Source organism: Nitrospira sp. Kam-Ns4a, assembly GCF_965152595.1.
This window is the reverse complement of the sequence record NZ_OZ224218.1, coordinates 913,106-939,740: the sequence shown is the minus strand read 5'-3', so window position 1 is coordinate 939,740 and position 26,635 is coordinate 913,106. Positions and strand designations below refer to the sequence as shown.

Here is a 26,635-nt window from a genome sequence, read left to right as displayed (position 1 = left end):
TGAAATCGGCAATCGCAAATCGTCAATCAAACATTTCCTTCTGCGCGTCCCTGTACGCCGTGCTCTTGCCCTCCGTTCGCAGTGTCTGGCGCTCGCCCAGCAAGGCGTTCACCAGCTTCCAATCCTCCAGGTCGCGGGGGAGAACCTCGAAGAGGGCCTGCGCCAGCTTCCAGAAGGGGCCGTCCTCCAAGAGGTCGCGCTCGCCGAGATACCCGATCAGGTCCCTGCGCTTCTCCTGCTTCCAGAGGAGCATGCTGCGATGGAGCGCGTCGATGAACGGCGGGTTCTGATCGATTCCGAGTCCGCGACGACCGGCGCGGTCCGCAAGAACGGCGAGGCGGCACTTGGCACCGTCCACGACGAAGATCCCGTGCCCGCGGGCTACCTCCATGGCGTTGTCCTCGTCTCCACCGATCTGCACGACCAACCGGGCATCGTCCCACGCCTGTTCCGCCGCGCCGTAGAGGTTCGCCCAGACGTAGTAGAGCGTCGAGAGGTTGTCGCCGCGGAACTCGCCGGCGATGGCGTCCCGCGCCGCCTGCTTGGCGAGGTCCAGCAGTTCGGGAATCCCCACAGGCGTGCCGTCGGCCTTTTCCACCCCCTCGTACTTGCCGAACACGCCGACAGCCGGCCCGTAGCAGGCGACGATGAGGTCTGCGCCGCGGAAGCCGTAAGACCAGAAGCGCTTCACGCTCTCCGCGACGACTTTCTCGATCTCCTTGCGCACGTCCTTGAAGGCTGCGGCGGAGCCCGCGACGCGGGGGCGGCAGGTGACGGTCACGGAGGAAGACAGCGCGGACATGCTCGCCTTGAGCGCCGTGACCAGTTCCGTGTCGATCGGCCACGTGGCGTCCACCGTGAGCCCCGCCTCGAAGATCGCATGGACCAGGGCCGTCCATGCCTTGGTGGACTGGTGCGCGAACATGATGGAAACGACGCCGTCGGGTTTCAGCACGCGATGCCCTTCCGCGAGCACGCCGGCGAGCTTCGACTTGAAGTGCGCGTCCGCCTTCTCCGCATCGCCTTGATGACGGTGCTGAGTGCGGTTGCCTCGTCGCCCTTGGGCGTGAGCGGCGTAACAAGCGCTTCGGGAATCACGTCGCCGAGGCCGCGCTTGAGCCAGACGTAGAAGTAGTCGGAGAGGTCGCCGTAGGCGATGGCGTCGAAGTAGGGCGGATCCGTGACGACGACATCCGCGGCATTGTCTTCTATGGCAAGCGCCGCACCATCTCCGCGCATCACCGTGGCCGATTGCGGGTATCCCGACTCGTGCAGGATCACGCGCTTCATCCAGTCGAGGCCGCCTTCTGCTCCGCCAGTTGCTTCGGAGAACGGGTTCGCTTCGGGATAATCCCAAGTCATGGGGATGGCCTGGCGGCCGAACGGGTGCTGCAGCGTCTCACGGCTCGTGTCCCAAATGCCTACGTTCGAGCTGCGCTGCGCGATCCGGCTCAGCCACAACCCCAGATACACCCCCACCGCCTTGCGGTACTCGTCGTCCTCGATCTCCTTCTTCATCTCCGCCAGCGCCTCGTGCAGGCAGGCGACAAACGTCTGCATCGCCACGAGCTGGCGCGGGTTGAAGAGCGAGCCCCAGGTCTTCATGCCGTAGAGATGAACTCTGATGCCGGTGGAGTTCGACACGTCGTCGTCCGCGTCGTCGGCGTTCACTTCGGGCAGGATCAACTCCGGCGGGCGTTCGGCAGGGATTTCGGACGCTTGCTGGAACGCCTTCAGATCGGTGTCTTCGACCGGGCGGTATTGCTTGCCGCCTTTGTCCTCCGCAATCACAGCGACCATTTGCTCGCCCATACGGCCCGCAAGTCCGGCGGTGCGCAGGTCGGCCACGGGAGTGACTTGCTCGCAGTAGGGGCATCGGGTGTTCCCGCGGTTCTGCATGGTGCCAGCGGTTGCCTTGATGGCCCTGCCCTCCGCGATCCCGAAGCGAACCGTCTTGCGCGCCTTGTCCACCTCCATTGTGAGCGCGACCTTCTTGTCCGGCTTGTTGCAGACGAGCAGGCTCCGCAGGAGCGGGATCTCGCCCCGGCAGGAGGGATTGGAGCAGGGCGCGGTGCGCGCCCAGAGGTAGCCGACCACCGGCCGGCCGTCTTTGCCGGGGGGATAGACATGCCCGATCCGCTCCCGCGCCCGCTCGAGAATCCAGTTCGCCCACTTCTCCACGTCGTGGACCAGGACGTTCGGGACTTCGATCTCTCGCTCGACCGTCTTGCCGAACTCCTCCATGACAACCTTGCGCCGCCCTGGCTTGCCGTACTTCTGCGGGAACTCGCAGGTCGCGCGCAGGATGAGATAGGCCACCGGGTTGTAGTCGTTGGCGATGGCCTGGCAGCCGAGCCGTCCGGCTTCGAGCGGAATCGCCCCGCCGCCGGCGAAGGGATCGAGCACGGTCGGGACCTCGCCGCCGTGAGCGATCTTCACCAGTTCCCGGGCAATCCGGAGAACCTCCCGGCCCTGCGGGTCCTCGGGATCGGACGTCTCCCACTTGACAAGAGAGCGGTCGTCGAGCAGGTACTTGGGGTCGGGCTCCTTCTTCGCCTTGCCCCCCTCGAAGGCGAGATATTCCGGCGACCACTTGGCGATGAACATGAGCAGGCGGTTCCGCAGCGTGTCCGGCATGCCTTCGTAGGGCCGGTACGGATCCTCATCCCGATGAACCTCCCGCCCGCGGTAGTAGTACTTGAGCTCTGCCGGCACATGTGTCTTGAGGTGCCGCTCCACCGCCGCGCGGAACTCCTTCGGGCAGCGCGGGTCATCGGGATCGGGCACGAGCGAGGCGAACACGACCGCGCGCGACGCCGCCAGCGGCCGCCGCGCCCACCACAGGTGCAGCGTCGAGATATGCCCATGCCGCAGACTCTTGTCCCGCACGCTCTCCGCCGAGATCTCCCGGATCGGCAGTGCCACCTCGATCAGGCGGGGGCAGGGGTTATTAGCGCCGCCGTTATCCATTGGCCTTTGCAAACTCCATGATATTCCTGCACAGCTTCTCGAGAGACTCCGATTTCTTGCCGGCTTCCCAGGCTATCTGGAGGCTCGATGCAATGTGCAGCGTATTCTTCCGCAAATTCCCGACATGGCCGTATTTGGTATCAGCCTCAGATCGATACTTATCCCAGTCCCCTTTTCCAATCTCTTGTTCAATCACTTGCCCGATGTCAGAGGGCCACATGACCACGGTGTCTCCCCAGAACGTTTCGGACGGGAACGCCTCGGGCTCGGCTACGCCACACAACTTCAAGATTGCAAGGTTGTCTTTGCGGTGTTTCTCCTTGCTGCCGCTCTTATCAGGCTTATCTCCGTCCGAATCGAAGACTACGAAAACCGGGATCTTGAGGGATTTTGCGACCGCCAGGGGCTGGAGCATTTCGCTCTTTCCATCGGTCGGGATTAGATGACACCCGAGTCTCCTGTATTCATCCCACAAACCCAGAACGTGAAGGTATGTAGTCAGATAGGCAGCGTCCTCAAGTCCCTCGACGAAGACGATCCTGGAAGCGAAAAACATCTCGCTGAGTCCAGGTTGAAGCGCCTGATGAATCTTGGCCAATTGACCGGTGGGCTTTACGGGGCTCTCTCCTCGCGCCTCCGCGACTGCTTTTGCGACTTTATCGTGCGTCGTCCTGGTGATCGAAGTTACCCCGTCAGGCTTGCGAACCATCCTTACGCTCTCGAAACCTTCTCCGGACACGAAGTACGGACTATGGGTCGCCACCAAAATCTGGCAGTTCTGTTCGCTCAGCCTGAGCAGGACGTTGTAAAGGTGACGTGCCTGTGGAGGATGTTGGTACAGTTCTGGCTCCTCACATGCAAGAATCAGCCGCGGACCTGCCGCGACGTCGCTAGCAGCAAGTTCCTGCAGAAGCGCCAGGAGAAAGGAGCGTTGAAGCCCATGGCCGAAGCGCGTAAGCTCGCCTTCGAATCCTGCCTCACCGAGAATGGCCTGAGCGAAAGGCTCATCGACACGTACCGCCTTTTCAGGATCCTGGTGCCATTTCAATCGAAGCGTCGCGTCCTGGTGTGCCCACGCTACAAGGCGATCTCTCAGTGCTTGAGATATTTCCGCAAGTTGCTCCTGGCTATCAGCGAGGAGCTTTCCGTACTTCTCCTGCATTTCTCTGCGAATATCATCAAGCGGGTCCTTGAAGTTGACCTTGGAGCGAACGGTGCGGGCCAAGAGCTTCCCGAGAGCTGTGTTCTTGGACTCTGTCTGCTCGCTCGCAGCATCCTTGACCGCGGGCACGTACACCCACTGGATGTATCTCTCGAGGAGGTTCTTCCCCTTTGAGATGCCGTAGAACTCGTCGCCACTGGGGAGCTCCTCGCACTTTTCCGGATGCCTTTCCTCATAGTCACGAAGAGCCTGCATCATCGCGTCCTTTGTGCCGGGACTCGGAAGATCAGGGTACTTCTCTCGCGCTTTGTTGTACTCTTCTTTGAGCTTCGCGACCTTCTCCCCGCCCTTTTCGGCTTCGAAGAACGGTGCAAAGTCCTTGATGACCATCCGGCGACCATACTGCTTGACTTCGGCCGTGCCCGTACCAGCATCAAATCGCGCTTCTACTGACACAACCAATTGATCGTGGCGCACATAATGGCCGAGTTCGTCTTTGGCTTCCGGCGAAAGGTCTGAAAAAGTGACAGTTATCTCGATAGGCTGGTCTTTGTTCTTGCTATGAAAGTCCTCCTCGCCAAGCAGATGAGTGTTGAGGCCCGGTATCTCCGATTCGCCGAAGAAGACGTTGAGGGCATGGAGCACATTCGACTTTCCCGAACCATTGGCACCGACGAAGCACGTGTAATCGTCAAGCTCCACCGTCTGATCTTTGATCGAGCGAAAGTTGCGGATCCGCACTGACTTGATCTTCATCCGAACTCTCCCCCAACTGATACTTCCTCGCCCTGCTGCGCCCAGTCGCCCTCCGCGACGACGAACTGGATCTGCCGGTACAGCATCTCCGGGTTCAGCCTTGAAATCGGGTCCTGGATGATGCCTGGGCGGGCGCAGGTGCGATGAGGCTGTACGGCCTCTGGGTGCGGCGAGCTCTGAAGCAGCTCTGAAGGCAAAGTCTTCAGAGCTCGTTGCAGAGCAATTCCCGTCGCCCACGGCGAAGCCGCATTCGAATTGGAACGGGCCATCTTAGCCATTCTTTCTTTCCTTCAGGACGTATACGCGATAGGGGTCATTAGGACCACGCCCCACCTCGACGAGCAGCCCGTTCCTCACCATGCCGAGCAACCGGCTGCGCGCTGTCCGCGCCGATGTTTTCCAGAGCTTGGCGGCCTCCTGCGTCGTGATGGGGCCTTTCCTAGCGAGATGCGCCAGGAGCGCGGACTGCCACTCCGGCCTTTCCGGAGCCTTCACGCGCTCGCCGAACAAGGTGACCCGGAAGTTGGTCCCCAGCTCTTCGAATCGCGGAGGCTGCAAGCCGGCCTTGTCGCAAGCGGCGGTCATGCGCCCGAGGCCCGAACCCCATTGCTCAATCAGTCCCAGCTCACGGAAGGCGCGGCCGATCACCCGATTGCGGAGCCGCGAAACGCCAGCCAGGGCCGCCTCCAGCGTCAAGCCGAACGGAAGAAGTCCAGGATTTGTGATCTCGATGCGGCCGTCGAAGATCGCGACCTTGGTTCCCGCTCCGCCGATGCTGTAGTCAGCGTGAACGACGGCGTTGATCACCGCCTCGCGCACTGCCTCGACCGGGTACTCCGGCACCTCACGCCTCCGGACACGCCCGATCTCGATGCCCTGCCGCGTGTGTCGCTCGATGAAGACGACGACGCTCTCCACGGCCTTCGGCAGATGTTCGTCGATTTCGGTTTGATCCAGAAACCTGGCCGTGTCCGTCCCGAGGAACCGAGCGCAGCGGATCGTGGCCGATGGGAATAGGCGTCCTCGGTTCTTCCCGAAGAGCAGCACAGCTCCAATGCTGGGGATCGCGCGTTCGCCCTGTGCGACGACGAGGCCGAGGGAGCGCTGCTTCGCAGGTGTCAGAGGCCTGGACACCGCCGCGAAAAGCTCGGAAGCAGCTCCGAAGTCGATGTCTTCCGAGCTCGCGTCGGCGCAGGGTTGTTCGTCGAAGAACGTGTTCCGAGCGAGGCGCTGGAGTTCCGCGAGCAGCTCCGGCCCCGCCGGGCGATTGGTCGAGCCAAGTCGGACATACACGCCGCCTTCGGGCCCCTCGGATCGGACATAGAACGGTCCGACGGCGTGCGGAACTGCGACAACGATCAGATGGAGCTTCCGCCAGGCGTGGATCTGGATGTCGGGGACCAGCAGCGGCCGGATGCCGTCCGCGAAGGCGTTGGCCAGCCGCTCTTCTTCTGCAAGCGGATCGGCGACGCCGACCACCTCTTTTGTCTTGTCCTTCACGCCGATGACGATGTGTCCGCCCGCAGTGTTGGCGAAGGCGACGGCAGTGCGCACGATGCTGGTGATCGGCCGGCAGTTTTCTTTGAACTCCAGCGTCTTGCCTTCGTCGCGGGCGAGGAACGACTCAATCATGCTTCCCCTCCCAGAGAGAGGACTTCCTCACCCTGCTGCGCCCAGTCCCCTTCTTCGACGAGGAACTGGATCTGCCGGTACAGCATCTCCGGGTTCAGCCTTGAGATGGGGTCCTGGATGATGCGCAGCCGAGGACGCTCGCCCTTGCAGAAGGTGACCACGTACAGCCAGGCCCGCGGCCCAAGCTGGCGGAGTTTGTCCACCTCGGGACCGGTCAGGACGATGGCCCCCGATTGGGCGCGGCCCTTGACCTCGATGAATCGCTTCTCTCCGCCCGGCCCCTCGGACCGGACGTCGTAGTGCTCTCCGTCGCGGCTGACGTCCGTCGGCGTCCACCCGCGGCTGCGCTCGTAGCGCATGGTCACGTCCATGGCGATGGCCTCGACCTCGTCATCGCGACGCATCGGAACGCCCTTCGACGGCCCTTCTTCATCGGTCTCGACGGTGGCTACGGGGACGGGGGCGATCACGGCCTCCGTCAGAATGTCCGGGAGGTTGGCGGTCAGCTTCATCATGAGCTCCAGCTCTTTCAGCCGATCCGCCTTCCGCGCCTTCAGTTCCTCGATCCAGCTCCGAAGCTGCTCCACTTCGTCGCGGTTGTCCTCGCCGAAGAGCTGAGCCTGCTGCAAGTCGTTCAGTTCACCCTGCAGCTCGAGGATGAGGTCCGTGAAGGCTGTGTTCAGGTACTCCCGGCGCAGATCGCACTCCTCGGATCGAATGGCCTTCACCTGATCGAGCTGCCGCTCGGTGATCTGCTCGTAGGCCCAGGCCTGAATCTCGTCGGTAGTCCTCGATTCCACGTCGGGAACCGGCACCGCCGTTTCGGGAGCGACGCAGTTGAGCAGATACGACGGCGAGGTCGTGCGAAGGCCCATGTGGTCTTGAACGACTACGGCCAGCCGCTCGTGCGCCGGCGGCTTGCGGCGGTCCTGCCGCCATTGCCGACGTCCGTCCTCGATGGTCGAGCGGACGAGCCAGACCCGCTGGGGCTTGGCGATGTTCGGGTCCACGAGGGTCGCCCCTTTGGCGAAGGCCTGGCGTGCCTCGCGAATCGCCCACTCGATCAGGGTGTCGAAGAGCGGATGCCCGGGCCCCATGAGCTTCGTGCGCTCGGGGACACGCACCTTGCTTGCGACGCTGACGAGCTGTTTGTCGAAGACGAAGGGCGTGTCGTACTTGTCCGACAGAGGCTGCCGGCGCTCGCGGGCGAGTTCGAGGAGGGCGGTCGGCGTCGAGCCAATGTGCCACACCGGGAAGTGGTCGTCCGTGCGGATGGTCCCACCGCAAGCCGTCCAGGCGCGCTCGAAGAACCGCTGGATGAAAAGGGGCTGAAGCCGGCGCTCGTCCGATGCATCCCGCAACTCGCGCGCGGACCTCAAATCAAGGCGTGAAGCAAGGGAAGATTTCTTCTGGAGCGCCATGAGCCGCTCGGCCCTCTCGTTCGATGCCGTCGTGAGGGCGGCGTCGGTTTCCCGGGCGCTTGCGGACTCATCGTCGCTGTCGATCGCGCTCTCGATCAGCCGGACCAGCGGCACGTCCTCGAGCCACTCGTCGATCACGTCGTAGACGCGGTCGGACCCCATCTGCTCACGCATGACGTCCATCTTCGAAAGGACCTTTTGGAGGACCGATCCCTCCCGGGTGTTCTGAGCAACCAGGTTGTAAACCCAAACATCGTCGGCCTGGCCGTACCGGTGGATGCGCCCCATGCGCTGTTCGAGCCTGTTCGGGTTCCACGGGATGTCCCAGTTGATGAGGTAGCGGCAGAACTGAAGGTTGATGCCTTCGCCCGCGGCGTCGGTGGCGACCATGATCTTGGCGCGCGTCCTGAACTGTCGCTGGGCCTGCTTGCGGGAGTCCACGTCCATGCCGCCATGGATCGTGGCGACCGTATACCCCTTCTCCTCGAGCCGCTTGGCGAGACTGTTCAGCGTGTCCTTGTGCTCGGTGAAGATCAGGAGCTTCTCGTCCTCCGCGCGGATGACGTCGGAGGAATCGAGAACGGCGAGGAGTTCGGCGAACTTCGCTTCCTTGTGGTGTTTCAGGCTGTCGGCCAGACGGAAGAGCCGTTCCACTTCGTCCCGCTCTTCCTCGACCTTGTCCGGGTCATCGGTCAGCACCTGACGGAAGATCCTCTGGTCGATCCGCTCGCGTTCCTCCTCGGTCAGGTCCTCGTATTCCGTGATGTCGCGCGGATCGCTGGGATCGGGGGTTCCCCGGAACAACCGCTTCTTCTCCGCCTCGGACCGGCTCGGATCTCGAAGGATGGAGAGCACCTCGTTGAGCGCACGGAGACGGTTCTCGAGGGTCCGAGTGATCGCGTAGAGGCTGCTGGCGAGGCGGCGCTGCATGACCATGAGGGTCAGTTCGACGTTCCGGTTCCTTTTCGCCTTGGCCTCCTTGCGCTTCGAGCGGACGTAGCTCGTGACCTCGTCATAGAGGGTCTTCTCCTCGGGGGTGAGGTCGTAGCCGGTCGTCTTCGTATGGCGATCTTTGAAGAGGGCGTGGTTGTCCCAATCGACCATCTCCTCCTTCAGGCGACGAAGGAAGAAGCGATTCCGTGCCTTGCTGATCGGACGCTCGTCCTCGAAGTCCTCTTCCCCGGATGTTCCGTAGGGCGCTGCCTGCTCGCGAACCCGGTCGGCGACATGTTCATCCTTCTGGAAGAGGTCCTCATCGAGCAGCAGGAGCAGTCGGCGGAACGTGTCCTTTCTTCCTCGATGCGGAGTCGCCGTGAGGAAAAGCAGGTGGTCGGCCTTGTGGGCGAGCGCCTTCACTGCTTTGTACCGTTCGCTCTCTTCCAGCTTCGTGCCGTACTCGTAGGCCGAGAGTTTGTGGGCCTCGTCGACGACCACGAGGTCCCACTGGGTCTCGGAGGCGGCCTTGAGACAGCCCTCATTCCGGGCGAGGAAATCGATGGACGTGACGAAGATGCCCTCCTCGTAGCGGGAAAACTGGCCTGGCTCGGCGTCGAAGGACGCACGATTCACGAGCCGCGCGTAGAGTCCGAACTTCTCCTGGAGCTCCTCCTCCTTCCACTGCTTCGTCAGGCCGCCAGGTGTGATGATGAGGACCTTCTGGAGTACTCCACGGAAGAGCAGCTCCTTGATCAGCAATTCGGTCATGATCGTCTTGCCCGCCCCGGTGTCATCGGCGAGCAGGAAGCGGATGCGTGGCAAGGGGAGGAGATACCGATAGACCGCCTCGACCTGGTGCGGAAGCGGGTCGACGATGCTGGAGTTGACCGCGAAGAGGGGATCGAACTGGTGAGCGATGCGGATGCGCTCTGCCTCGGCGCCGAGGAGGAAAAGCCTGGCATCGCCATCGAACGATCGAACGTATGCTGCTGGCCGCGAACCTTGACGAGGGCCCCGAGCTCCTCGGCGGCCAGTGGACGCTTTACCAAGCGGCGGGACTGAAGCCCTACTCCCTCAACGAGCGTCTTGCCACCGAAGGGAGCGACGCGCTGGATCTCGACGAGCTCGGAGGACTCCAACCCCGAGACCACGTCGCCCGGGGCCAGGTTGCTGTCGTCCTTCGTCGTCACCGTGGGGTCCTTCTCACTCATCTGGACGTTCTCTTCCCCGGCGGCTTCGTGTCCCGGGAATCCAGTTCCTCTTTCATCTCGACCAGTCGCTTCACGAGGAATGGGAGCGGCACCCGCTTGCCGTTCTCCCAATGGTTCACGGTGCTGTAGGTGACGCCGACCCTTTGGGCGAACTGCTCCTGGGTAAGATCGAGCCGCGAGCGAAGTTCCTTGACGAGGGATGGGATGTCGTGGTTGTTCCTCATCTCGATAGTCCGAAGCCGTTGAGTCGCGTGCGGACCCCCATTGAGGGCACCATGTTATGCTACATAGCGACCCTTGGCAAGTGCGCAGGAACGCGAGGAGGAATAGCGGCGGAACCAGTGCCTTGTCGTGAGTCGCTATCTTTGGGGGGCTGGCTCACCGAGGGCGCATGCGGAATCCGCCATAGCCTTGGCGGAGGCGGATGAAGCCGCCCGACTGAGACAGCCGGGCGGGTGGGGGACTGTAGATGAAAGATTGATTGGCTTGGTGGCAGCGGCCACGAAGCCACACCTTTATAAGCCCGCGAGCGGGAGTCTGCCGCAGGCAGTCTCCCGCGAACTCTTCGGGGGTCGATCTTGTTTGCCCGATTCTCTTGGGCGGGGCTGAAGCATGGGCGGCGCCCGCTGGCGTGGCTCAGAGTCCGAAAAGTTCTGTGCAATCCGAAAACTGAGGGCGCGAGCCTTGCGGCTCCAGAGGGGCTCTGGCCGCAGGCAGCGGAAGACTATTTGGGCTGGAGCCCGAGGACAGAGACCCTCAGAGCCTCTGCAGGGCGAGTGACCGAGGCAGAGCGCGCCTGGCACGCCCCCTTGCCACCGCAAATCCAATCCAAATGGGCGCACGCAAGGGGCGTGACAGGCGCTCAAGCGGTGGGAGTGCGAGGATCAGGGACCTTGAGACTCGAAGAAGGTTCGAACGCGCTGCAAGAGGGTCCACCACGCTTACCTGGGCCGGCGCGCCCACAGTTGGGCGCGCCGGGGCACCCTTTGCTTGTCCCTGCAATGGGGCGCGAGCGCGGCGGAGCCAGACCGCCAGCGCGCTTCCTGAGTTCCTACTCATTCGGGCCGCTCGTCCTCCCGCCCTATCCGCCGTTAGCAGGCGCCTCTCTCTTTCGATAGGGCCTGCCCGCCCTCCCCAAGCCCGGCTGGCCCCGGGCTCGTCCCTGGCACAGCGTGAAGAAGTGGCGTACGACCCGGCACGTACGCGCGCCAGGCCCCAGGCCGCGCCGCGCGGCCGCTCGGACGGTAAGGCGGGTTAGGAGGGCCGGGGCGTTTCCAAGACCTCCCGCACGCTGCGGAGGAGGACGGAGGTGTCGAACGGCTTCTGGAGGAGCACGGTGCCCGGATCGAGGACGCCGTGGTGAACCACCGCAGCTTCCGAGTACCCGGAGATATAGAGCACTTTGAGGTCCGGGCGATCCTGCCGCAGGCGCTCGGCCAGCTCCCGCCCACTCATCTGGGGCATGACCACATCGGTCAGGAGCAAGTGAATGGGGGCAGGGTCACGGTTGGCCACCAGCAGCGCTTCCACGCCGTGCCGCGCTTCCAGGACCGTATACCCGTGGCCCAGCAAGACGTCCCGGAGCAATGTCCGGACCGCCGGGTCGTCTTCCACCAGGAGAATCCGCTCCGTGCCGGTCGCCGGCATGTGGTCGCCGGGCGGCCGGGCGATCGCCGCGACGGCCTCATCCACCCGCGGGAGGTAGATCCGGAAGGTGGAGCCCTGGCCGGGTTCGCTGTAGACGAAGACGTAGCCCCCGCTCTGCTTGACGATTCCGTAGACGGTGGACAACCCCAATCCGGTCCCCTTGCCCCGTTCCTTGGTCGTGAAGAAAGGCTCGAAGATCCGGGCCTGGGTCTCCCGGTCCATGCCGCAGCCGGTGTCGCTGACCGAGAGCGTCACATAGCGTCCGGGCCGGACGATCTGCCTGTGCCGGTTGGACTCGGTGATGTCCCGGTTCCGGGTCTCGATCGTGAGCTTGCCGCCTTGCGGCATCGCGTCGCGGGCATTGAGCACGAGATTGATGAGGACCTGCTCGAGCTGACCGACGTCGGCTTTCACGCGCCCGATGGCGCGATCCAGGTCGAGGGCGAGGTCAATGCCTTCGCCCAGGAGCCCCTGGAGCATGATGTGGATCCCTGCGACCACGCCGTTGAGATCAACGACGACGGGCACGAGGACCTGCTTCCGGCTGAAGGCCAGAAGTTGCTGGACCAGCGCCGCGGCGCGGTCCCCAGCCTCCCTAATCTGCCGCAGCTCGCTTCCTGGCGACTCGCTTGTCCCGTACCGATCGAGGAGGAGCTTGCTGTACCCGTTGATCACCATGAGCAGATTGTTGAAGTCATGGGCAATCCCGCCCGCGAGCTGCCCGACCGCTTCCATCTTCTGCATCTGGCGAAGCTGCGCTTCCAAATTCGCCTCGCGCTCCCGGCGGAGGTACCCGTCGTAGAGCACGCCGACCGCGTGTGCGAGGAGCTCGATCTTGGCCTGCTCCGCGTCCGTGTAGCCCCCCGGCCGATTCGCGACGCCGATCATGCCCACGATGCCTGCGCCCCCCACCACCGGGACCCCCATGAAGTGCCGCAGGGGCGGATGGCCGGGCGGCAGCCCGCCCGAGCGGGGATCGGTGGCCGGATCGTTGGCGATCACGGTCGCGCCGCTGGTGATGACGCGACCGAAGAGCGTGTCCAGGTTCGTGAACTCCAGGTAGCCCTGCGCTTCGTAGGTGCGGACCGCCTGCTCATAGAACTCCCGGTTCACCGCCGGATGCCACTCCAGCCCTTCGTGCGCGAGAATGCGGAGGGCCGGGCCCTCCGCGACCACGCCGATGAACCCGTACTCGCTCTCCGTCTGCCGGAGCGCCCCGCGGAGGAGGGCGGCGCTGGCCTCCCGCCAATCCCCGTTCTCCAGGAACTTCGTCATGGTCTCGGCGATAAGCTCCAATTGGCCCGTCTGGGTGCGAAGCGCTGCCTCCGCCCGCTTGCGCTCGGTGATGTCCTGAATCTGGGCAATGAAGTGCGCCGGACGCCCCTCGGCATCCCGAACGAGGGACACGCTCAACAGAATCCAGACCACGTGCCCCTGCTTGTGGATGTAGCGCTTTTCCATCTGATACGTCTGGATCTCGCCCGAGAGCATCTGGCGGACGTAGGCGAGGTCGCGCTCGAGGTCGTCAGGGTGCGTGATGTCCTGGAAGGTCTTGGTGCGCAGTTCTTCTGCCGCATAGCCAGTCAGGTCGCATAGGGAGCGGTTCACTTTCAGCCAGCGGCCGTCGGGGGCGACGAGCGCCATGCCGATCGCCGCATGTTCGAACGCGCGGCTGAATTGCTGTTCGCTGGTGCGGAGGGCCTCCTCGGCGCGCCGGCGCTCGCGAATCTCCGCCTCGAGCGCGGTCTGCTTGGCGAGTGCGTCCGCCGCGCTCACTTCCGCCGCGTGGCGGGCGCGGCGCTGCCCGTGGATCAGGCCCACGGCGAGGAGACCGATCACGGCGTAGAGCCCGAGATCGAGCAGATCGGCCGGCTGCGTGACCGCCAGGGAATACCGAGGCGCGATAAACAGGTATTTGGCGGCGGCGAGCGCAAGCCCCAGCGCGAAGAGCGACGCGCCCCGGTTCGTGTAGAGGATGACGACGAGGACCGCGATGACAAAGGTGACGAAGGGGTCCCGGTCAGCGAGGACGGGATCGAGCAACATGCGGGCGCCGGTTCCGAGGAGCACGGCAAGGAGGGCAAGCCCGTAATGGACCAGCCATGAACCTGGCAGCGGAGAGGGAAGTCGCATTGCCCCCGTTCTCACTGGGGGTATATCGGAACGTCTGCAGCCCTCATCGAATGCTGTCCCCTGCAGCGGGGAAGGTGCTTGAGCGAAAAGACGTATGGGGGACCCATGCTAGCGGAAGTGGCAGGAGAGGTCAACAGGGATTCCTGGCGTTTGACGGATTCCAAGCCGCAGGATACTCTAAGGTATAAGGTTGCCAGTAAAGGCGGACGGCAAACCTGCCGAAAAAGGCTCAGTCGGAACGTCCGGACGCGCCGCGGGAGGGTGGCCGGGGGAGCCATGGGACCCAACGCTGCAGACGGACAGGAGCGCCGCCGACAGCCTCGGTTCTCCATCCGCCTTCCGGTCCTCTTCTCGACGGAGCAGATGACCGGAGAAGCGGTGCTGACGGACCTCTGCGGCGACGGGTGCTTTCTGAAGGGCGTCGGCCAGCTCCCGCCCGGCACGATCCTCACCCTGCGCCTCCGCCTCCCCGCCCCCTATTTTCTCGTCACGATCGAGCAGGCGGTGGTCCGCTGGGTCGGGGACGGGGTCGGGGTGCAGTTTCTCGCCCTGAGCCAGCAGGACCAGCGGGAATTGGAGCGGTTTCTCAACCACCAGTTCGACCCGAAGCGCGGCAGAAGCTAGCCGCGCTCGCTGGTCGCCTGAAGGGGCTCACCACGAGCCGTAGCCAGGCGAGGGGACCTTCCGTCCGCGCCCACGGGTCACGTCCCGCCGTGTGTTCTACCCCTGCCGACCTGAGGGCACTCCCTGCCAGCCCCTGTGCAGAATTGACGCCCACTCGATGGTTGTGTATAAGTAACGCAACCGTTTGAGGTCAGGCTCTGAGGGAGACCACTATGCAGCACCGCGAATTTCGCGACGGGGCGCAGGACGGACTGGAGCCGCTCGAGCCGTTGGATCCGGAACGAATCCGGTCCTTCTCGGATCTCCTGGTGGCGATGCGCAAGACGGCGTTCGGCGGGCGCCGTTTAGGCGAAGCCTTCGAGGTCCTCTCGGCCATGATCGAGGATCCCGACTGCTTCGTCGTGATGACGCTGTCCGGGGCCATGACGATTGCCAAGATGGGCAAGATCATCAGCACGATGATCGACCGCGGCATGGTGCAGGCGGTCGTATCCACGGGCGCCTTGATCGCGCATGGGTTGAGCGAGTCGGTCGGCAAGGTCCACTATCGGCGGCCGCCGACCATGAGCGACACCGAGCTGTTCCAGAAGGGGTACAACCGGGTCTACGACACGCTGGAGATGGAGGCGAACCTGAACTATGTCGAGTTCATCGTCTCCAAGACGCTCAAGCGGATTAATCCGGAGGAAGCGCTGTCGTCGGAGACCCTGACGCGCGAGTTAGGGCGCACCCTGGTCGAGGAGCACGACGGGGCCGGCGTGCTCAAGAGCGCCTACCTGCGCCAGGTGCCGGTGTACATCCCAGCCTTTACTGATTCGGAGATGGGTCTCGACGTGGCCACGTGGGCCATGTCCCAGAATCTCGACCAGGCCCGTGCGCGAGCGCAGGCGCAGGGGGAGCCGGGCGACCTTGGCGTCCTGCGGGCGCTCCATCGGATCTGCCCGTCCTTCAACCCTTACCTGGACCTAAACAGCTACACGGACCGGGTGCTGTCGGCGAAGCGGCTGGGGATCTTCACGATCGGTGGCGGGGTGCCGCGCAACTGGGCCCAGCAGGTCGCGCCCTACGTGGAGATCGGCAACATGCGGCTGGGGCTCAACGTCAGGCCGCCCCGCTTCCAGTACGGGGTCCGCATCTGTCCGGAGCCGGAGCATTGGGGCGGCCTCAGTGGCTGCACCTACGAGGAGGGAGTCTCCTGGGGGAAGTTCGTCCCGCCGGAGGAGGGCGGGCGGTTCGCCGAGGTGCTCAGCGACGCGACGCTGGTCTGGCCCCTCCTCATGATGGGACTCCTGGAACGGGTCCGCCCGACCGACAAGAAACCTACCTGATCGCCAAGTGCGTCGGCGCCCTGACGGGCCATATGAAACCTGCGCCCGGGTCTGGTACACTGCGCTTCAGCACGGATCGCGCGACTTTGGAGCGCGAGGTCGTGGTGCACACCTACCGCGCGGGCGGGCCGGGCGGCCAGCATCGCAACGTCACGGACTCTGCGGTGCGACTGCATCACCCGCCGTCAGGCGTCACGGTGACGGCGGCGGACTCGCGCTCGCAGCATCGGAACCGAGAAGTTGTCTTCGAGCGGCTGATCCGCCGGCTCGAGGCGCTCAACCGGCGGCGGCCGCCCCGCCGGCCGACGCGGATGCCCGAGGCGGCGGTTGAACGGCGCCTGGCGGACAAGAGGTGGCGCCAGCGCGTGAAGCAGCGCCGGGGGCGCGTGCGCGATCTGGAGCGCTGATCGCAACGGAGGCCGAGTGGGACGTGGGCGGACAGCAGCCGGACCGATGCAGGCGGGTGGGCGTCTGCCCGGGGGCGGGTCCCCCTCCGGTGGGGGCCTGCGATGATCGGCCGAAGTCTCCCAGTCCTCGCCTGTGCCCTCCTGTTGCCGGCGCTGGCCGGCGGAGCGGAGCTGGAAGGGCTGGTCCGCGACGATGGGCGGAGCCGGGGGAACCCGCAGGCCCCGGTGACGATCATCGAGTATTCGGACTTCACCTGCGGGTTCTGTCTGAAGTTTTTCCGGGAGACGTGGCCCAAGCTCCTGGCCACCTACATTGAAACCGGGCGGGTGCGGTTCATCTATCGCGATTACCCGCGGGCTGCCCAGGGGCCGGCGGTGGAGGCAGCCCTCGCCGCCCGCTGCGCCGGCGACCAGGGTCAGTACTGGTCCATGCACGACCAGCTCTTCGGCAACGGGGCGCGGGTCGGCCCGGCGGATCTCCTGCGCTACGCCAAAGCTGTCCGCCTGAACCTGGCGGCGTTCACCCGCTGTCTTGAGGAACGGCGGTACGTCGAGGCGATCTTCCAGGACCGGGAGGAGGGGGTGGATGTGGGGTTCCGGGGCACGCCGGGGTTTCTCTTGATCCGGACCGGCGCGGACGGGCGCCACAAGATCGTCGCCATTCCCGGGGCCTTTCCGTACGAGGTGTTCCAGGAGCAGATCGAGCGGTTGCTCCGGGACAGCCTGGCCAGACAGAAGAGTTGAAATTTCCACGCGGGACTCCCTATGCTGGAGGGAGTTCTAGCGTGGCAGAGGGGAGCATCAGGGAGTCCCATGGCACAGTCACAGACGTTTTGGCCCGTCGAGTGCGAGGAGGGCGAGCCTGACCTGCTCGTCTGCATGTCCTGCCTGAGCGAGGTCTTCCGCCGGAAAGTGCCGATGCCCGACTGTCCCACATGCCATGGCGTCTCGACCTATGAGGCGTTCACCCTGGAGTCGATCCGGGACTGGGGCACCGAGGACCTGATCGCCAAGGCCGTCGCGGCGCAGCAGGAGCCCGTGGCGGCGCCCCCCGGGCCGTCCGCTGACGGAGCTGTGGACGAGTGGTCGGAGTCGGCCGATCGGCCGTAGCGAGCGTGCTCCGTGGGAGAAGCCCGTCCCTTTTTGATCGGCGACCAGTGGCGGCGGACCGCCGACCGCGCACCGGTGACCGATCCCTTCACGGGAAAGACCATCGCGGAGGTCTGTCGGGCTGGGCCCGCTGAGGCGGAGGAGGCCGTCCGGGCCGCCGTCGCGGCGTTCGCCGACACCAAGCGGCTGCCGGCCTGGCGCCGGGCCGAGGCGCTGGCGAAGATCGCCGCCGGGCTGGCGGCGCGCCGGGAGGAGCTGGCGCGGACCATCACCGCCGAGGCCGGTAAGCCGATCGCCGACGCTCGCCGCGAGGTCGAGCGCGCGATCCGGACCTTCACCGCTGGCGCCGAGGAGGCCAAGCGAATCCCCGGGGAGCTGATCCCGATGGATCTCGCGCCGGGGTTCGAGTCCTATACAGGCCTTGCGCGCCGCTTTCCCGTCGGGCCGGTCCTCGGGATCACCCCGTTCAATTTCCCCCTCAACCTCGTCGCCCACAAGGTCTCGCCGGCCCTCGCCTGCGGCAACCCGCTCGTGCTCAAGCCCGCGCCCCAGACCCCGCTCACCGCTCTGCTCCTCGGGGAGATCGTCCTCGAGACGGGGCTGCCGCCCGGGGCGTTCAGCGTCCTCCCCTGCGACAACGCCGTGGCCGAACGGATGGTCACGGACCCGCGGTTCGCGATGCTCAGCTTCACGGGCAGCGCTGCGGTGGGATGGATGCTCAAGGCTAAGTGCGGCAAAAAGCGGGTGGCGCTGGAGCTGGGGGGCAACGCCGGCGTGATCGTCGAGGCGGATGCCGACCTCGGGCTGGCCGCGCAGCGCTGCGCCACGGGCGGGTTCAGCTACGCGGGGCAGACCTGCATCTCGGTCCAGCGGATCTTCGTGCAGGAGGCCGTGTATGACCGGTTCGTCGGCCTGCTGCTCGATCGGGTCGCGCAGCTCAAGGTCGGCGACCCTGCCGACGAGGCGACGGTGGTGGGGCCTTTGATCGACGAGGCGGCGGCGCGGCGGGTGGAGGACTGGATCGCTGAGGCGGCGGCGCAGGGCGCGCGGGTGCTAGCCGGTGGGAGGCGCTCGGGCTCGCTCGTCGAGCCGACGGTGCTCGCCGACGTGACGCCGACGATGAAGGTCTCCTGTCGCGAGGTGTTCGGCCCGGTGGTGACGGTCTCCCGCTACGCCCGGTTCGCCGACGCGCTCGCGGCGCTGAACGACTCGGACTACGGGCTCCAGGCCGGCGTCTTCACCCGGGACGTGGCCCGGCTGTTCCGCGCCTTTCGGGACCTGCAGGTCGGCACGGTGCTGGCCAACGAGATCCCGACCTTTCGCGCCGATCACATGCCGTACGGTGGCGTGAAGGACTCCGGGCTGGGCCGGGAGGGCGTCCGCTATGCCATCGAGGAGATGACCGAGCTGAAGCTGCTGGTCCTGAACCTCAAGGACCTGGATCAGGCGTGACGCGCCCGCCGGTCCAGGGCCGGCTACCCCTCCGCCGGCGCTGGGACCCGCCAGAAAAATTCTTGCCCGCGATATTGCGAAACCCCCTCCAACTTGGTACAAATGCGACCCTCGGGCGAAGGGCGCACGCCCCTCGCGGGCGGATGAACGACACGGGCCAGGCGTCGGTCTCTCTCGTCCGCGACCCCGCGAAAGGGCAGATGCGACCGGTGCGCGGCGAGCACGGGCTCGTGGCCAAGGGAGGAAAGATGGTTCCGACTCATATGTTTCTCACCAGAGGCGTCGGGGTCCACAAGGAGAAGCTGGCGTCGTTCGAGCAGGCGCTGCGCAGCGCCGGGGTTGCGTACTGTAACCTGGTCAGCGTGTCGTCAATCCTCCCGCCGGCCTGCAAGATCCTGCCACGGAAGCGCGGCGAGAGCCTTCTGAAGCCAGGTGAAATCACCTATTGTGTCATGGCCCGGACCGAGACGAACGAGCGCAACCGTCTGATCTCCGCGTCCATCGGTCTCGCCATTCCGACGGACCGGCGCACGTACGGCTACCTCTCGGAGCACCACGCCTACGGCGAGACGGACGAGGAGTCGGGGGAGTACACCGAGGACCTGGCCGCCCAGATGCTGGCGACCACGCTGGGCATCGAGTTCGACGCCAACTCGGCCTGGAAGGAACGCGAACAGGTCTTCAAGATGGGCGGCAAAATCGTCCGCACGATGAACATTACGCAATCCGCGATCGGGAAGGCGAACCGCTGGACCACGGTCGTGGCGCTCGCGGTGTTCATCCCCCCGGAGAACCTCCCGAAGAAGGTCCGCACGAAGAGGTAGGGCGTGGCGCTGCCGGAAGGCTGGCTCGGCGCGGATCGCAACTTCCTGGGCCTCGATGAGCCTTGGTGCTGCCCCGACCGGGCCGGTGTCGTCGTCCTGCCGGCCCCCTACGAGCACACCTCCAGCTACGTGCCGGGATCCGACCGCGGGCCGTCGGCCATCCTCGAGGCCTCTCACCAGGTCGAGCTGTACGATGAGACCCTGGGCGTCGAGCCCTACCGCGAATGGGGCGGCATTGCGACGGCCGCGCCGCTGGACCTGGGCGGCCGCGTGGACCGAGAAGCGGTGGAGGCGATCGAGGCGTTCGTCCAGCCCCACGTGCGTCCGGACCGGTTCGTGCTGACGCTCACCGGGGAGCATACCGGCGCCCTCGGGGCGATCCGGGCCCACGCCCGTCGGTACCCGGGCCTCTGCGTCGTCCAACTTGACGCGCACGGCGACCTGCGCCGGGCCTATCAGGGCAATCCGTACAGTCATGCGAGCGTGATGGCCCGGGTCGTGGAAGACGGCCTCCCGCTCGTCCAGGTCGGCATCCGCTCCGTCTGTCCCGAAGAAATGGACCTGATCCGGCAGACCAAGGCGATCTCGACCTTCTTCGCCGCCAAGCTTCTGGACCCGTCCGGCCCCTACGGCGGGCTGGCGGCGAGTTGGGTGCCGGACGTCGTCAAGGCCTGCACCGGACCGGTCTACCTCACCTTCGACTGCGACGGGCTCGACCCTTCGCTCGTGCCGGCGCTGGGCACGCCGGAGCCGGGCGGGCTCGGCTGGTACGACACGTTAGCGCTCGTGAGTGCCCTGGCGAACGGGCCGGGCATCCTCGGCATGGACGTGAGCGAGATCGCGCCAATCGAAGGCTTCGTGGCCCCGCAGTTCACGGTCGCACGCCTGCTCTACCGGATCCTGGGTCGGGTGTGGGCCGGCCGGAGAGGCTGGGACGCGGGACGGGTGACGACGATGCGGGGCGGTGGGCGTACGAGGGGCCGTGGGCGGCGCTGGGGATTGGGTCGCCCGGGCTAGTCGTGCTGCCCGGTGGGATCCGGTGCGTCCACCGACAAGGGGAGATCGGGCGGGAGCGCGCGCGGGGCCTCCTGGTCTCGACCGCTCCGGTCTGGCTCCGGCGAGGGCCTTGGCCGCCGGACCAGCAGGTTCAGGACTCCGATCAGGATGCTGCCGATGATGAGCGCCCGGCTCGTCTCCTGGATGGATCGGGTGCCCTCGTCTCGCATGTCCTTGGCGACCTCCGCCACCGTCTCCAGCAACCGATCCAGGGCGAGGCTGACCTGAATGAGCTTGGGGCCCGCATTGTCGGCCGCGTGCAGCTCCGCCTGATGGCGCAGCGCTGCCGCCTCCGCCGGCGACCGCGCGTTCCAGGCCTGGACCAGCAGCGTGATCGTCCGGCTGGCGGCCGAGAAGTAGGCGTCCAGGCTCTCCCGGACGGCGCGCAGGTCTTCCGGCTCGCTCCGGCCGCTCCGCGACACGCGGAGGCTGGCGGCGGCGTACCGGTCCACGGCGTGCTGGATGCGCGCGTGCTGGTCCGGGAGCGGCGCCGTGATCCGCTCGAACTCCTTCTTGGTCGGCGCCTCCAGCGCGCGGATGATGGTCGTCCGGTAGCGGATGACGTCCGCCGAGATGTGGGCGAGGTCCGCCGCGGCCAGCGTATACTCCGTGTACATGATGCGGAGGTCCTGATCCACCGCGCTCAGGGCCCGGGCGCCCGTCATTCCCAATCCCAGGATGAAGGCGCTCATCACGAACTGACCCAGGGTCGGGCGCGGCAGGGTGATGTTCAGGCGCAAACGCATGCGTGGGTTCTCCAGGCGCCCTGGCAGCGGGCGGGCCGGGCCGGGCTTCGTTCAATCCAGCGACAGGCGGCGGTCCACATGGGCTTTCAACGTCGGGTCGTTCGAGACAAAGATCACCGACCAGGGCTCCTCCTTCGAGCAGATCCGCCGCAGGATCGTCTCGCGCGTCGTCTGCGGCATGCTGTGCAGGGTCCCGTCCAGGATCAACAACTGCGGGCGCGTGACGATGGCCCGTGCCACCAGGATCCGCAAGATCTGGCTGGTCGTAAAGGTTTTGCCCCGGGCCTTGACCGGGGTGCGCAACCCGAGCGGAAACGCGTCCACGACCTCCTCCAGCTCGACGAAGCGGAGGGCCCAGAGGACGTCCTCGTAGGTGACGCCGGGCCGGGCCAAGGAGATGTTCTCCTCGATCGTGCCGTCGAACAGCGAGAGCTGGGAATCCAGCACGAGGCCACGGTGCGCGTTGAGCACGTCGAGATCCAGGTCGCGGCGGTCCACGCCGTTGTAGCGGATGACGCCGGCTGTCGGCACGTACAGGCCAGCCAGCACCCGCGCCAGCGTCGTCTTGCCCGTGCTGGTCGTGGAGAAGATCGCCACCTTCTCGCCCGGCGAGACCTCGAGGTTAAAGTTCTGGAAGATCGGCGGCGAGCCCGGGTACGCAAAGCCGAGGTCCTTGCAGAGCACGTGGAGGCCGTGCACGGCCGGATCCGGCAGCAGGACCGCCCGGCCCGCTGGCGCGGTTTCCTTGGGGAGCGAGAAGAGCAGATCCAGCTCCGTGAGCGCGGTGAAGAAATAGAACACCGCATACATGCGTTTGACAGCCGAGTCAAAGTTCAGGAGAAGCCCCCCGACAATGACCTCCGCCGCGACCAACTGGCCGAGGGTGAGCTGTCCGATGGACAGCAGCCAGCCCGCGGTGCCGAGCAGGCCACTGTGCCCGAGGGCCTGCCAGCCCACGGACCCCAGGTACTGTCGGATGAGGATCGTGAAGCGCTTCCGCCTCGCTTCCAAGTAGGCCTGCACCAGCTCGTCGGTTTTCTTCAGCAGGAAAGGGCCGCTGGCCGTCGCCTTGAAGTGCAGGAGGTTGTGCGCCATCTCCTGGAGCCAGTTCACGGTCTCATACTTCGCGTGTGACATCGCCAGCGTGGCGCGCAACCCCCCGTGGCTCAGGACGCCGACCACGATCGCGAAGCCGGCCAGCAGCACGGCGTTAAAGAACAGAAAGTAGGGGTGGTAGAAGACCAGGATGGTCATGCCGACCGCGCCGCCGACGATCACGTTGACGCTGTCCACTAAGGTAGCGGACAGGGCCCGCTGCATGAAGATCGTCTCGAAGAAGTAGTTGGCGTATTGGGGGAGGAAGCTCTCGTCGCGGAACCGCGGGAACGCCCGCGTCAGGCCGAAGGCGACACGGGCGAACAGCCGCCGCTCCAGCATTTCGACCGCGCAGAACTGTAGCGCCCGGAACCCGCCGACGAACAGCAGGATCGCGACCATGATGCTCACGAGGGTCATGATCATGATCGGCTGGATGGCGAAGGCGAAGGTGTTGACCAGCTCCTGGACGGTCAAGGGGACGATGAGCGAGAAGAGCCCGATGGCCAGCGCGTAGGCCAGGATCAGCGTCAGGGCGCGCCGCTCGAGCCGCAGGAGCAGGCCGAGGCGGGCGATCATGGCCCTCGTCAGATCGCCCGGGGCGATCTTGTTGTCGGGCTTCTCCGTGACCATGGGGCCTTGGCGTGCAGATCCGCCTTCCCTCGGGCTTGGCGACAGGCTGCACTCGGGTTGTCCCCAAACGGAGCCGGGTTCAGGTGTTGCTCCGCCAATAACGGTAGCCTAGCAGAGGATATGGGGAAATTCCATGCCTTTCGGTGGGGGGAGGGCGGAGCGCCTGCGGGGCCGCCTGGGCGAGGCAGCCCGATCAGTCGAGTTCCACGCGGCGGTCCACCTGGGCGATGGAGGCCTGGTCGTTGGTGACGACAATCAGCGACCAGGGCTCCTCCTTCGAGCAGAGGCGGCGTAGGATCCGCTCCCGCATGTCGGGCGCCAGGGTCTGGAGGGTGCCGTCCAGGATCAGCAGGCGGGGGCGCGTGACGATGGCGCGCGCCAGAAGGATCCGGAGGATCTGGCTTGTGGTGAACCGGTGCAGGCCTGGGCCGACCGGCGTCTGCAGGCCCACGGGCAAGGCCTCGGTGTCGTCTTCAAGCTCGACGAAGCGCAGGGCCCATTGCAGGTCCTCGTAAGCAATGGACGCACGGTCGAGCGCGATATTCTCCTCCAACGTCCCCTTGAACAATGACAGGTGCGTGCTCAGCACGAGCCCACGGCAGGCGTTGAGGGAGTCGAGGCTCAGGTCGCGAAGGTCCACGCCGTTGTATTTGATGACTCCGGAGGTCGGCGTATAGAGCCCAGCTAGCGTCAGAGCCAGCGTCGTCTTGCCCCTGCTGGTGCGGACCACCAGGGCGACCTTTTCCCCGGGGGCGACCTCCAGGTTGAACCGCTCAAAGATCGGCGGCGAGTTCGGGTAAGCGAACGAGACCGCTTTGGCGCTCAGGTGGAGCCCGTGCGCCGGCGGGTCCAGCAGGGGCACGGGCAGCGTGGCGGCCGCCGAGTCTTTCGGGAGCGCGAGCAGGGCGGATAGCTCAGCCAGCGAGGTGAACACGTGGAACAGAGCGTACACCCGCCGCGCCACGGTCTCGAAGTTCACCAGCAGGGTGCCCACGATCACCTCCGCCGCGACGAATTGGCCGAGGGTGATCTCGCCCGTGGAGAGCAGCCAGCCCGCCACGCCGATGAGCCCGCTGTGGCCCAGCGCTTGCCAGGCGAACGAGCCCTTGAGCTGCCGGTGAAGAATATCGGAGCGCGATTTCCTCGCGGCGATGTAGGCGTGCACCAGCTCGTCGGTTTTTCTCAGCAGCAGCGGGGTGCTCGGGGTCGCCTTGAAATGGAGCAGGTTGTGCCCGATGGCCTGGAACCAGGTGAGCGTCCGGTAGTGAAGATCGTTGACCACCATCGTGATCCGCAGGCCGCCCTGGCTCAAAACGGTGACCCCGGTCAGAAAGCCGGCGAGCAGGACCGCGTTAAAGGCCAGGAAGTACGGGTGATAGAAGACGAGTATCGTCATCCCGACGATCCCGCCGATGGTCACGTTGATCAAGTCCACCAGCATGGCCACGAGGGCCCGGAGGAGGAATTCGGACTCGTTAAAGTAGTTGACATAGGTCGGGGAGAAGGTTTCGTCCTTGAAGCGCGGGAGCGCCTTCGCCAGGGCCAGCGCGATGCGCGTGTACAGCCGCTGGTTCAAAATCTCCGCCGAGCGGCTCTGGAGGATCTTCAGGGCTCCGATGAAGATCAGGGTCGTCGCCATGATGCCGACCAGCGTGATGACCATGATCGGCTGGATGGCAAAGGCGAAGGTGTTGACGAGCTCCTGCACCGTCAACGGCACGACGAGGGAGAAGAGGCCGATCGCCAGGGCGTAGGAAGCGATCAGGGCGAGGATCTTCTTCTCGAGCCGCAGGAGCAGCCCGAGGCGGCGGATCGTGTCCAGGGTCAGGCCGACCGGAGACGCTGGCCGGGGGCTATGCGCGTGCATGCCGATGCTCGCTCGCAGGGGCGACCGCTGGACCTGCGCGCCAGTCTCGCGCCGGCGCGCCGCCGGGGGCGTCCGAAACCGCGCTCGGCCGACGCCAGCCGGGCCCGGGGCGCTCGCCGCTCACGGCCGCTGCTTGTACTGCACCGGGATGACCGTGGCGGGAGTCTTCGCCCAGGCCCCGATGGCCCACTGGTAGAGGGCCAGGGCCTTCTGGTAGTCCGCCCGCGCCCGGATGAGCTGGTTCTCGGAGTCCACGGCGTTCCGCTCGCGCAGGTTCACAAAGAGAACGCTCGTCGCGCCGAGGTTGAACCGGAACCGCTCGCCCTCTTCCAGCGTCTTGGCCATACGGAGCGAGTCGGCCGCGGCCGCGATCCGCTGCTTCGCCCGCTCGATGGCCGAGAGCGCGTTGTCCACGTCCACGATCGCCTGTTGCTCCCGATATCGCTGGAGCAGGACCAGCCGGTCCGCCTTCCCCTGCGCTTCCAGCACCTCGCCGCGCGACCGCCGCTGGAAGATCGGCACGCGCAGCTCGACGCCGAACTTGTAGCCGAGTCCGAGGACGAACTTCTCCGGCGTTCGCGGAGGCTCGGCCAAGGCATCGAGGCTGGGAAGCAGGTTGTTCTTGGCCAGCTCCAGGTCAATGTTGTTGAGCTGCGCCTCGATGGCCACCTCCTTGATCTCCGGCCGGACGGTGCGGGCCGTGACCTTGTCCGCCGCCACAACGTCGGCGGGCGGGGGCTCGCCCTCCTTGGGGAAGTCCGGGGCCCGCTCGACGGGCGGCCGAGTGGGCTCCCCGCCGCTCCACAGAAATAGCGAGAGCTTGAATTGCTCCTGTTCGACCAGCCGCGTGGCGGCGATCAGGACCTCCTTGCGCCGCTGCACCTCCTGATTGGCCTCCACAACGTCCAGGGGGGCGACCGCGCCGGCCTTGGCGCGCTGCTCGATCTGCTTGAAGCGATCTTCGGCGACCTTGAGCGCCCGCCGCTGCACATCCGCGAGCTTGACCGCGGCGACCCAGTCCCAATACTGACTGGCGCCGGCGAGGAAGAGATCCTGCCGGGTCTGCGCAATCTGCACCTCGGCCTTCGGATCGGCCAGCTCGGACCGTCTGAGTTCGGCGTTCTCCGGGTTCACCAGCAGGCCCCGGAGTAAGGGAATCGTTCCGGCGAAGAGCCCCTGATTCCGCCCGTCGGCGAAGGTCAGGTCCGGATTCAAAATGGGGTTGATCCCCTGCCGGACCCCTGCCAGCCCCCTGATGCCTGACGGGTGTCTCATCTCGACGAAGGTGTCGTTGAAGCCGCCGATGCGGTCGTTCCGGATGCCTTTGAGCGCTTCGGAAGAAGGAATGAACCGTTCCAGCTCGAAATCGTTGACCAGGACCGGCTCGAAGGCACCCAGGGCCTTGAGCAGCTTGCCCTTGGCAACAATCTTCTCGGTCCCGGAGCCCTGGAGCAACGGGTGGGAGCGGTCAATCCACCCCAGGACTTCCTCAAGCGTGAGGGGAATGGGGGGCAGCGCCGGAGGACCGGGGCGATCTCCGGCTCGTGCCGGCGCGACGGCGCCGAGACACCACCAGGCCATCAGAGCCCACAGCGAGGCGTACGTTAGCATCCGGGTCATGGGGA

General features: G+C 65.6%; 20 protein-coding genes. 8 read left to right on the top strand and 12 right to left on the bottom strand.

The features are described from left to right. Positions 1-22: 22 nt before the first annotated feature. From ACWHYQ_RS04645 to ACWHYQ_RS04610, 8 genes are all read right to left on the bottom strand, one after another. Positions 23-955: a hypothetical protein gene (locus ACWHYQ_RS04645; RefSeq protein WP_447974573.1), complete on the bottom strand. Its 933-nt coding sequence runs from the start codon at positions 953-955 to the stop codon at positions 23-25. Then, complete coding sequence (locus ACWHYQ_RS04640) at positions 949-2,970, bottom strand: DUF1156 domain-containing protein (RefSeq protein ID WP_447974572.1); 2,022 nt, start codon at positions 2,968-2,970, stop codon at positions 949-951. Before ACWHYQ_RS04640 ends, ACWHYQ_RS04645 begins: the two co-directional genes overlap by 7 nt. Then, a complete protein-coding gene (locus tag ACWHYQ_RS04635) occupies positions 2,963-4,888 on the bottom strand; it encodes an ATP-dependent nuclease (RefSeq protein WP_447974571.1) in 1,926 nt (641 codons plus the stop codon). The genes ACWHYQ_RS04640 and ACWHYQ_RS04635 overlap by 8 nt, the downstream gene beginning before the upstream one ends. Beyond that, entirely contained in the window at positions 4,885-5,166 is a 282-nt protein-coding gene (locus ACWHYQ_RS04630; RefSeq protein ID WP_447974570.1) for a hypothetical protein, read from the bottom strand. The genes ACWHYQ_RS04635 and ACWHYQ_RS04630 overlap by 4 nt, the downstream gene beginning before the upstream one ends. After that, a complete protein-coding gene (locus ACWHYQ_RS04625; protein ID WP_447974569.1) occupies positions 5,159-6,520 on the bottom strand; it encodes an ATP-binding protein in 1,362 nt (453 codons plus the stop codon). The genes ACWHYQ_RS04630 and ACWHYQ_RS04625 overlap by 8 nt, the downstream gene beginning before the upstream one ends. Continuing rightward, entirely contained in the window at positions 6,517-9,753 is a 3,237-nt protein-coding gene (locus ACWHYQ_RS04620) for a helicase-related protein (RefSeq protein ID WP_447975522.1), read from the bottom strand. Before ACWHYQ_RS04620 ends, ACWHYQ_RS04625 begins: the two co-directional genes overlap by 4 nt. Positions 9,754-10,084: 331 nt before the next feature. Continuing rightward, positions 10,085-10,312: a helix-turn-helix domain-containing protein gene (locus tag ACWHYQ_RS04615; protein WP_447974568.1), complete on the bottom strand. Its 228-nt coding sequence runs from the start codon at positions 10,310-10,312 to the stop codon at positions 10,085-10,087. 1,030 nt (positions 10,313-11,342) lie between these two features. Continuing rightward, a complete protein-coding gene (locus ACWHYQ_RS04610) occupies positions 11,343-13,868 on the bottom strand; it encodes a PAS domain S-box protein (RefSeq protein ID WP_447974567.1) in 2,526 nt (841 codons plus the stop codon). Between the two features lie 276 nt (positions 13,869-14,144). Here ACWHYQ_RS04610 and ACWHYQ_RS04605 point away from each other — a divergent pair, with 276 nt between their 5' ends. The 8 genes from ACWHYQ_RS04605 to speB all read left to right on the top strand — a co-directional run bounded on the left by ACWHYQ_RS04605 (position 14,145) and on the right by speB (position 20,630). Next, entirely contained in the window at positions 14,145-14,492 is a 348-nt protein-coding gene (locus tag ACWHYQ_RS04605) for a PilZ domain-containing protein (protein WP_447974566.1), read from the top strand. 212 nt (positions 14,493-14,704) lie between these two features. Then, positions 14,705-15,820, top strand: coding sequence for a deoxyhypusine synthase family protein (locus ACWHYQ_RS04600; RefSeq protein WP_447974565.1), 1,116 nt, complete (start codon positions 14,705-14,707; stop codon positions 15,818-15,820). Positions 15,821-15,852: 32 nt separating this feature from the next. Beyond that, a complete protein-coding gene (locus ACWHYQ_RS04595) occupies positions 15,853-16,227 on the top strand; it encodes a peptide chain release factor-like protein (RefSeq protein ID WP_447974564.1) in 375 nt (124 codons plus the stop codon). Between the two features lie 102 nt (positions 16,228-16,329). Beyond that, positions 16,330-16,971 carry a DsbA family protein gene (locus tag ACWHYQ_RS04590; protein WP_447974563.1) on the top strand — a complete coding sequence of 214 codons (642 nt, stop codon included), beginning with the start codon at positions 16,330-16,332 and terminating at the stop codon, positions 16,969-16,971. Positions 16,972-17,040: 69 nt separating this feature from the next. Then, positions 17,041-17,337: a hypothetical protein gene (locus ACWHYQ_RS04585; protein WP_447974562.1), complete on the top strand. Its 297-nt coding sequence runs from the start codon at positions 17,041-17,043 to the stop codon at positions 17,335-17,337. 12 nt (positions 17,338-17,349) lie between these two features. After that, positions 17,350-18,789, top strand: coding sequence for an aldehyde dehydrogenase family protein (locus tag ACWHYQ_RS04580; RefSeq protein WP_447974561.1), 1,440 nt, complete (start codon positions 17,350-17,352; stop codon positions 18,787-18,789). 248 nt (positions 18,790-19,037) lie between these two features. Further along, positions 19,038-19,613: a pyruvoyl-dependent arginine decarboxylase gene (locus ACWHYQ_RS04575; RefSeq protein ID WP_447974560.1), complete on the top strand. Its 576-nt coding sequence runs from the start codon at positions 19,038-19,040 to the stop codon at positions 19,611-19,613. A 3-nt stretch (positions 19,614-19,616) separates the two neighbouring features. Then, a complete protein-coding gene (gene speB, locus ACWHYQ_RS04570; protein ID WP_447974559.1) occupies positions 19,617-20,630 on the top strand; it encodes an agmatinase in 1,014 nt (337 codons plus the stop codon). Here speB and ACWHYQ_RS04565 read toward each other — a convergent pair. From ACWHYQ_RS04565 to ACWHYQ_RS04550, 4 genes are all read right to left on the bottom strand, one after another. Further along, the gene (locus ACWHYQ_RS04565; protein WP_447974558.1) at positions 20,627-21,415 is read right to left on the bottom strand and encodes an MCP four helix bundle domain-containing protein; all 789 of its coding nucleotides are present in this window, start codon (positions 21,413-21,415) and stop codon (positions 20,627-20,629) included. The genes speB and ACWHYQ_RS04565 overlap by 4 nt on opposite strands. 51 nt (positions 21,416-21,466) lie before the next feature. Next, positions 21,467-23,143 carry an ATP-binding cassette domain-containing protein gene (locus tag ACWHYQ_RS04560; RefSeq protein ID WP_447974557.1) on the bottom strand — a complete coding sequence of 559 codons (1,677 nt, stop codon included), beginning with the start codon at positions 23,141-23,143 and terminating at the stop codon, positions 21,467-21,469. A 193-nt stretch (positions 23,144-23,336) separates the two neighbouring features. After that, the gene (locus ACWHYQ_RS04555) at positions 23,337-25,010 is read right to left on the bottom strand and encodes an ATP-binding cassette domain-containing protein (RefSeq protein ID WP_447974556.1); all 1,674 of its coding nucleotides are present in this window, start codon (positions 25,008-25,010) and stop codon (positions 23,337-23,339) included. Between the two features lie 120 nt (positions 25,011-25,130). Continuing rightward, positions 25,131-26,630 carry a TolC family protein gene (locus ACWHYQ_RS04550; protein ID WP_447974555.1) on the bottom strand — a complete coding sequence of 500 codons (1,500 nt, stop codon included), beginning with the start codon at positions 26,628-26,630 and terminating at the stop codon, positions 25,131-25,133. Positions 26,631-26,635: the final 5 nt, after the last annotated feature.

Excerpts from the sequence above, each read along its gene's own strand:
- ACWHYQ_RS04640 (WP_447974572.1), bottom strand. The coding sequence starts at position 2,970 with ATGGATAACGGCGGCGCTAATAACCCCTGCCCCCGCCTGATCGAGGTG.
- ACWHYQ_RS04635 (WP_447974571.1), bottom strand. The coding sequence starts at position 4,888 with ATGAAGATCAAGTCAGTGCGGATCCGCAACTTTCGCTCGATCAAAGAT.
- ACWHYQ_RS04630 (WP_447974570.1), bottom strand. The coding sequence starts at position 5,166 with ATGGCTAAGATGGCCCGTTCCAATTCGAATGCGGCTTCGCCGTGGGCG.
- ACWHYQ_RS04625 (WP_447974569.1), bottom strand. The coding sequence starts at position 6,520 with ATGATTGAGTCGTTCCTCGCCCGCGACGAAGGCAAGACGCTGGAGTTC.
- ACWHYQ_RS04615 (WP_447974568.1), bottom strand. The coding sequence starts at position 10,312 with ATGAGGAACAACCACGACATCCCATCCCTCGTCAAGGAACTTCGCTCG.
- ACWHYQ_RS04610 (WP_447974567.1), bottom strand. The coding sequence starts at position 13,868 with ATGCGACTTCCCTCTCCGCTGCCAGGTTCATGGCTGGTCCATTACGGG.
- ACWHYQ_RS04605 (WP_447974566.1), top strand. The coding sequence starts at position 14,145 with ATGGGACCCAACGCTGCAGACGGACAGGAGCGCCGCCGACAGCCTCGG.
- ACWHYQ_RS04600 (WP_447974565.1), top strand. The coding sequence starts at position 14,705 with ATGCAGCACCGCGAATTTCGCGACGGGGCGCAGGACGGACTGGAGCCG.
- ACWHYQ_RS04595 (WP_447974564.1), top strand. The coding sequence starts at position 15,853 with ATGAAACCTGCGCCCGGGTCTGGTACACTGCGCTTCAGCACGGATCGC.
- ACWHYQ_RS04590 (WP_447974563.1), top strand. The coding sequence starts at position 16,330 with ATGATCGGCCGAAGTCTCCCAGTCCTCGCCTGTGCCCTCCTGTTGCCG.
- ACWHYQ_RS04585 (WP_447974562.1), top strand. The coding sequence starts at position 17,041 with ATGGCACAGTCACAGACGTTTTGGCCCGTCGAGTGCGAGGAGGGCGAG.
- ACWHYQ_RS04575 (WP_447974560.1), top strand. The coding sequence starts at position 19,038 with ATGGTTCCGACTCATATGTTTCTCACCAGAGGCGTCGGGGTCCACAAG.
- ACWHYQ_RS04565 (WP_447974558.1), bottom strand. The coding sequence starts at position 21,415 with ATGCGTTTGCGCCTGAACATCACCCTGCCGCGCCCGACCCTGGGTCAG.
- ACWHYQ_RS04560 (WP_447974557.1), bottom strand. The coding sequence starts at position 23,143 with ATGGTCACGGAGAAGCCCGACAACAAGATCGCCCCGGGCGATCTGACG.
- ACWHYQ_RS04555 (WP_447974556.1), bottom strand. The coding sequence starts at position 25,010 with ATGCACGCGCATAGCCCCCGGCCAGCGTCTCCGGTCGGCCTGACCCTG.
- ACWHYQ_RS04550 (WP_447974555.1), bottom strand. The coding sequence starts at position 26,630 with ATGACCCGGATGCTAACGTACGCCTCGCTGTGGGCTCTGATGGCCTGG.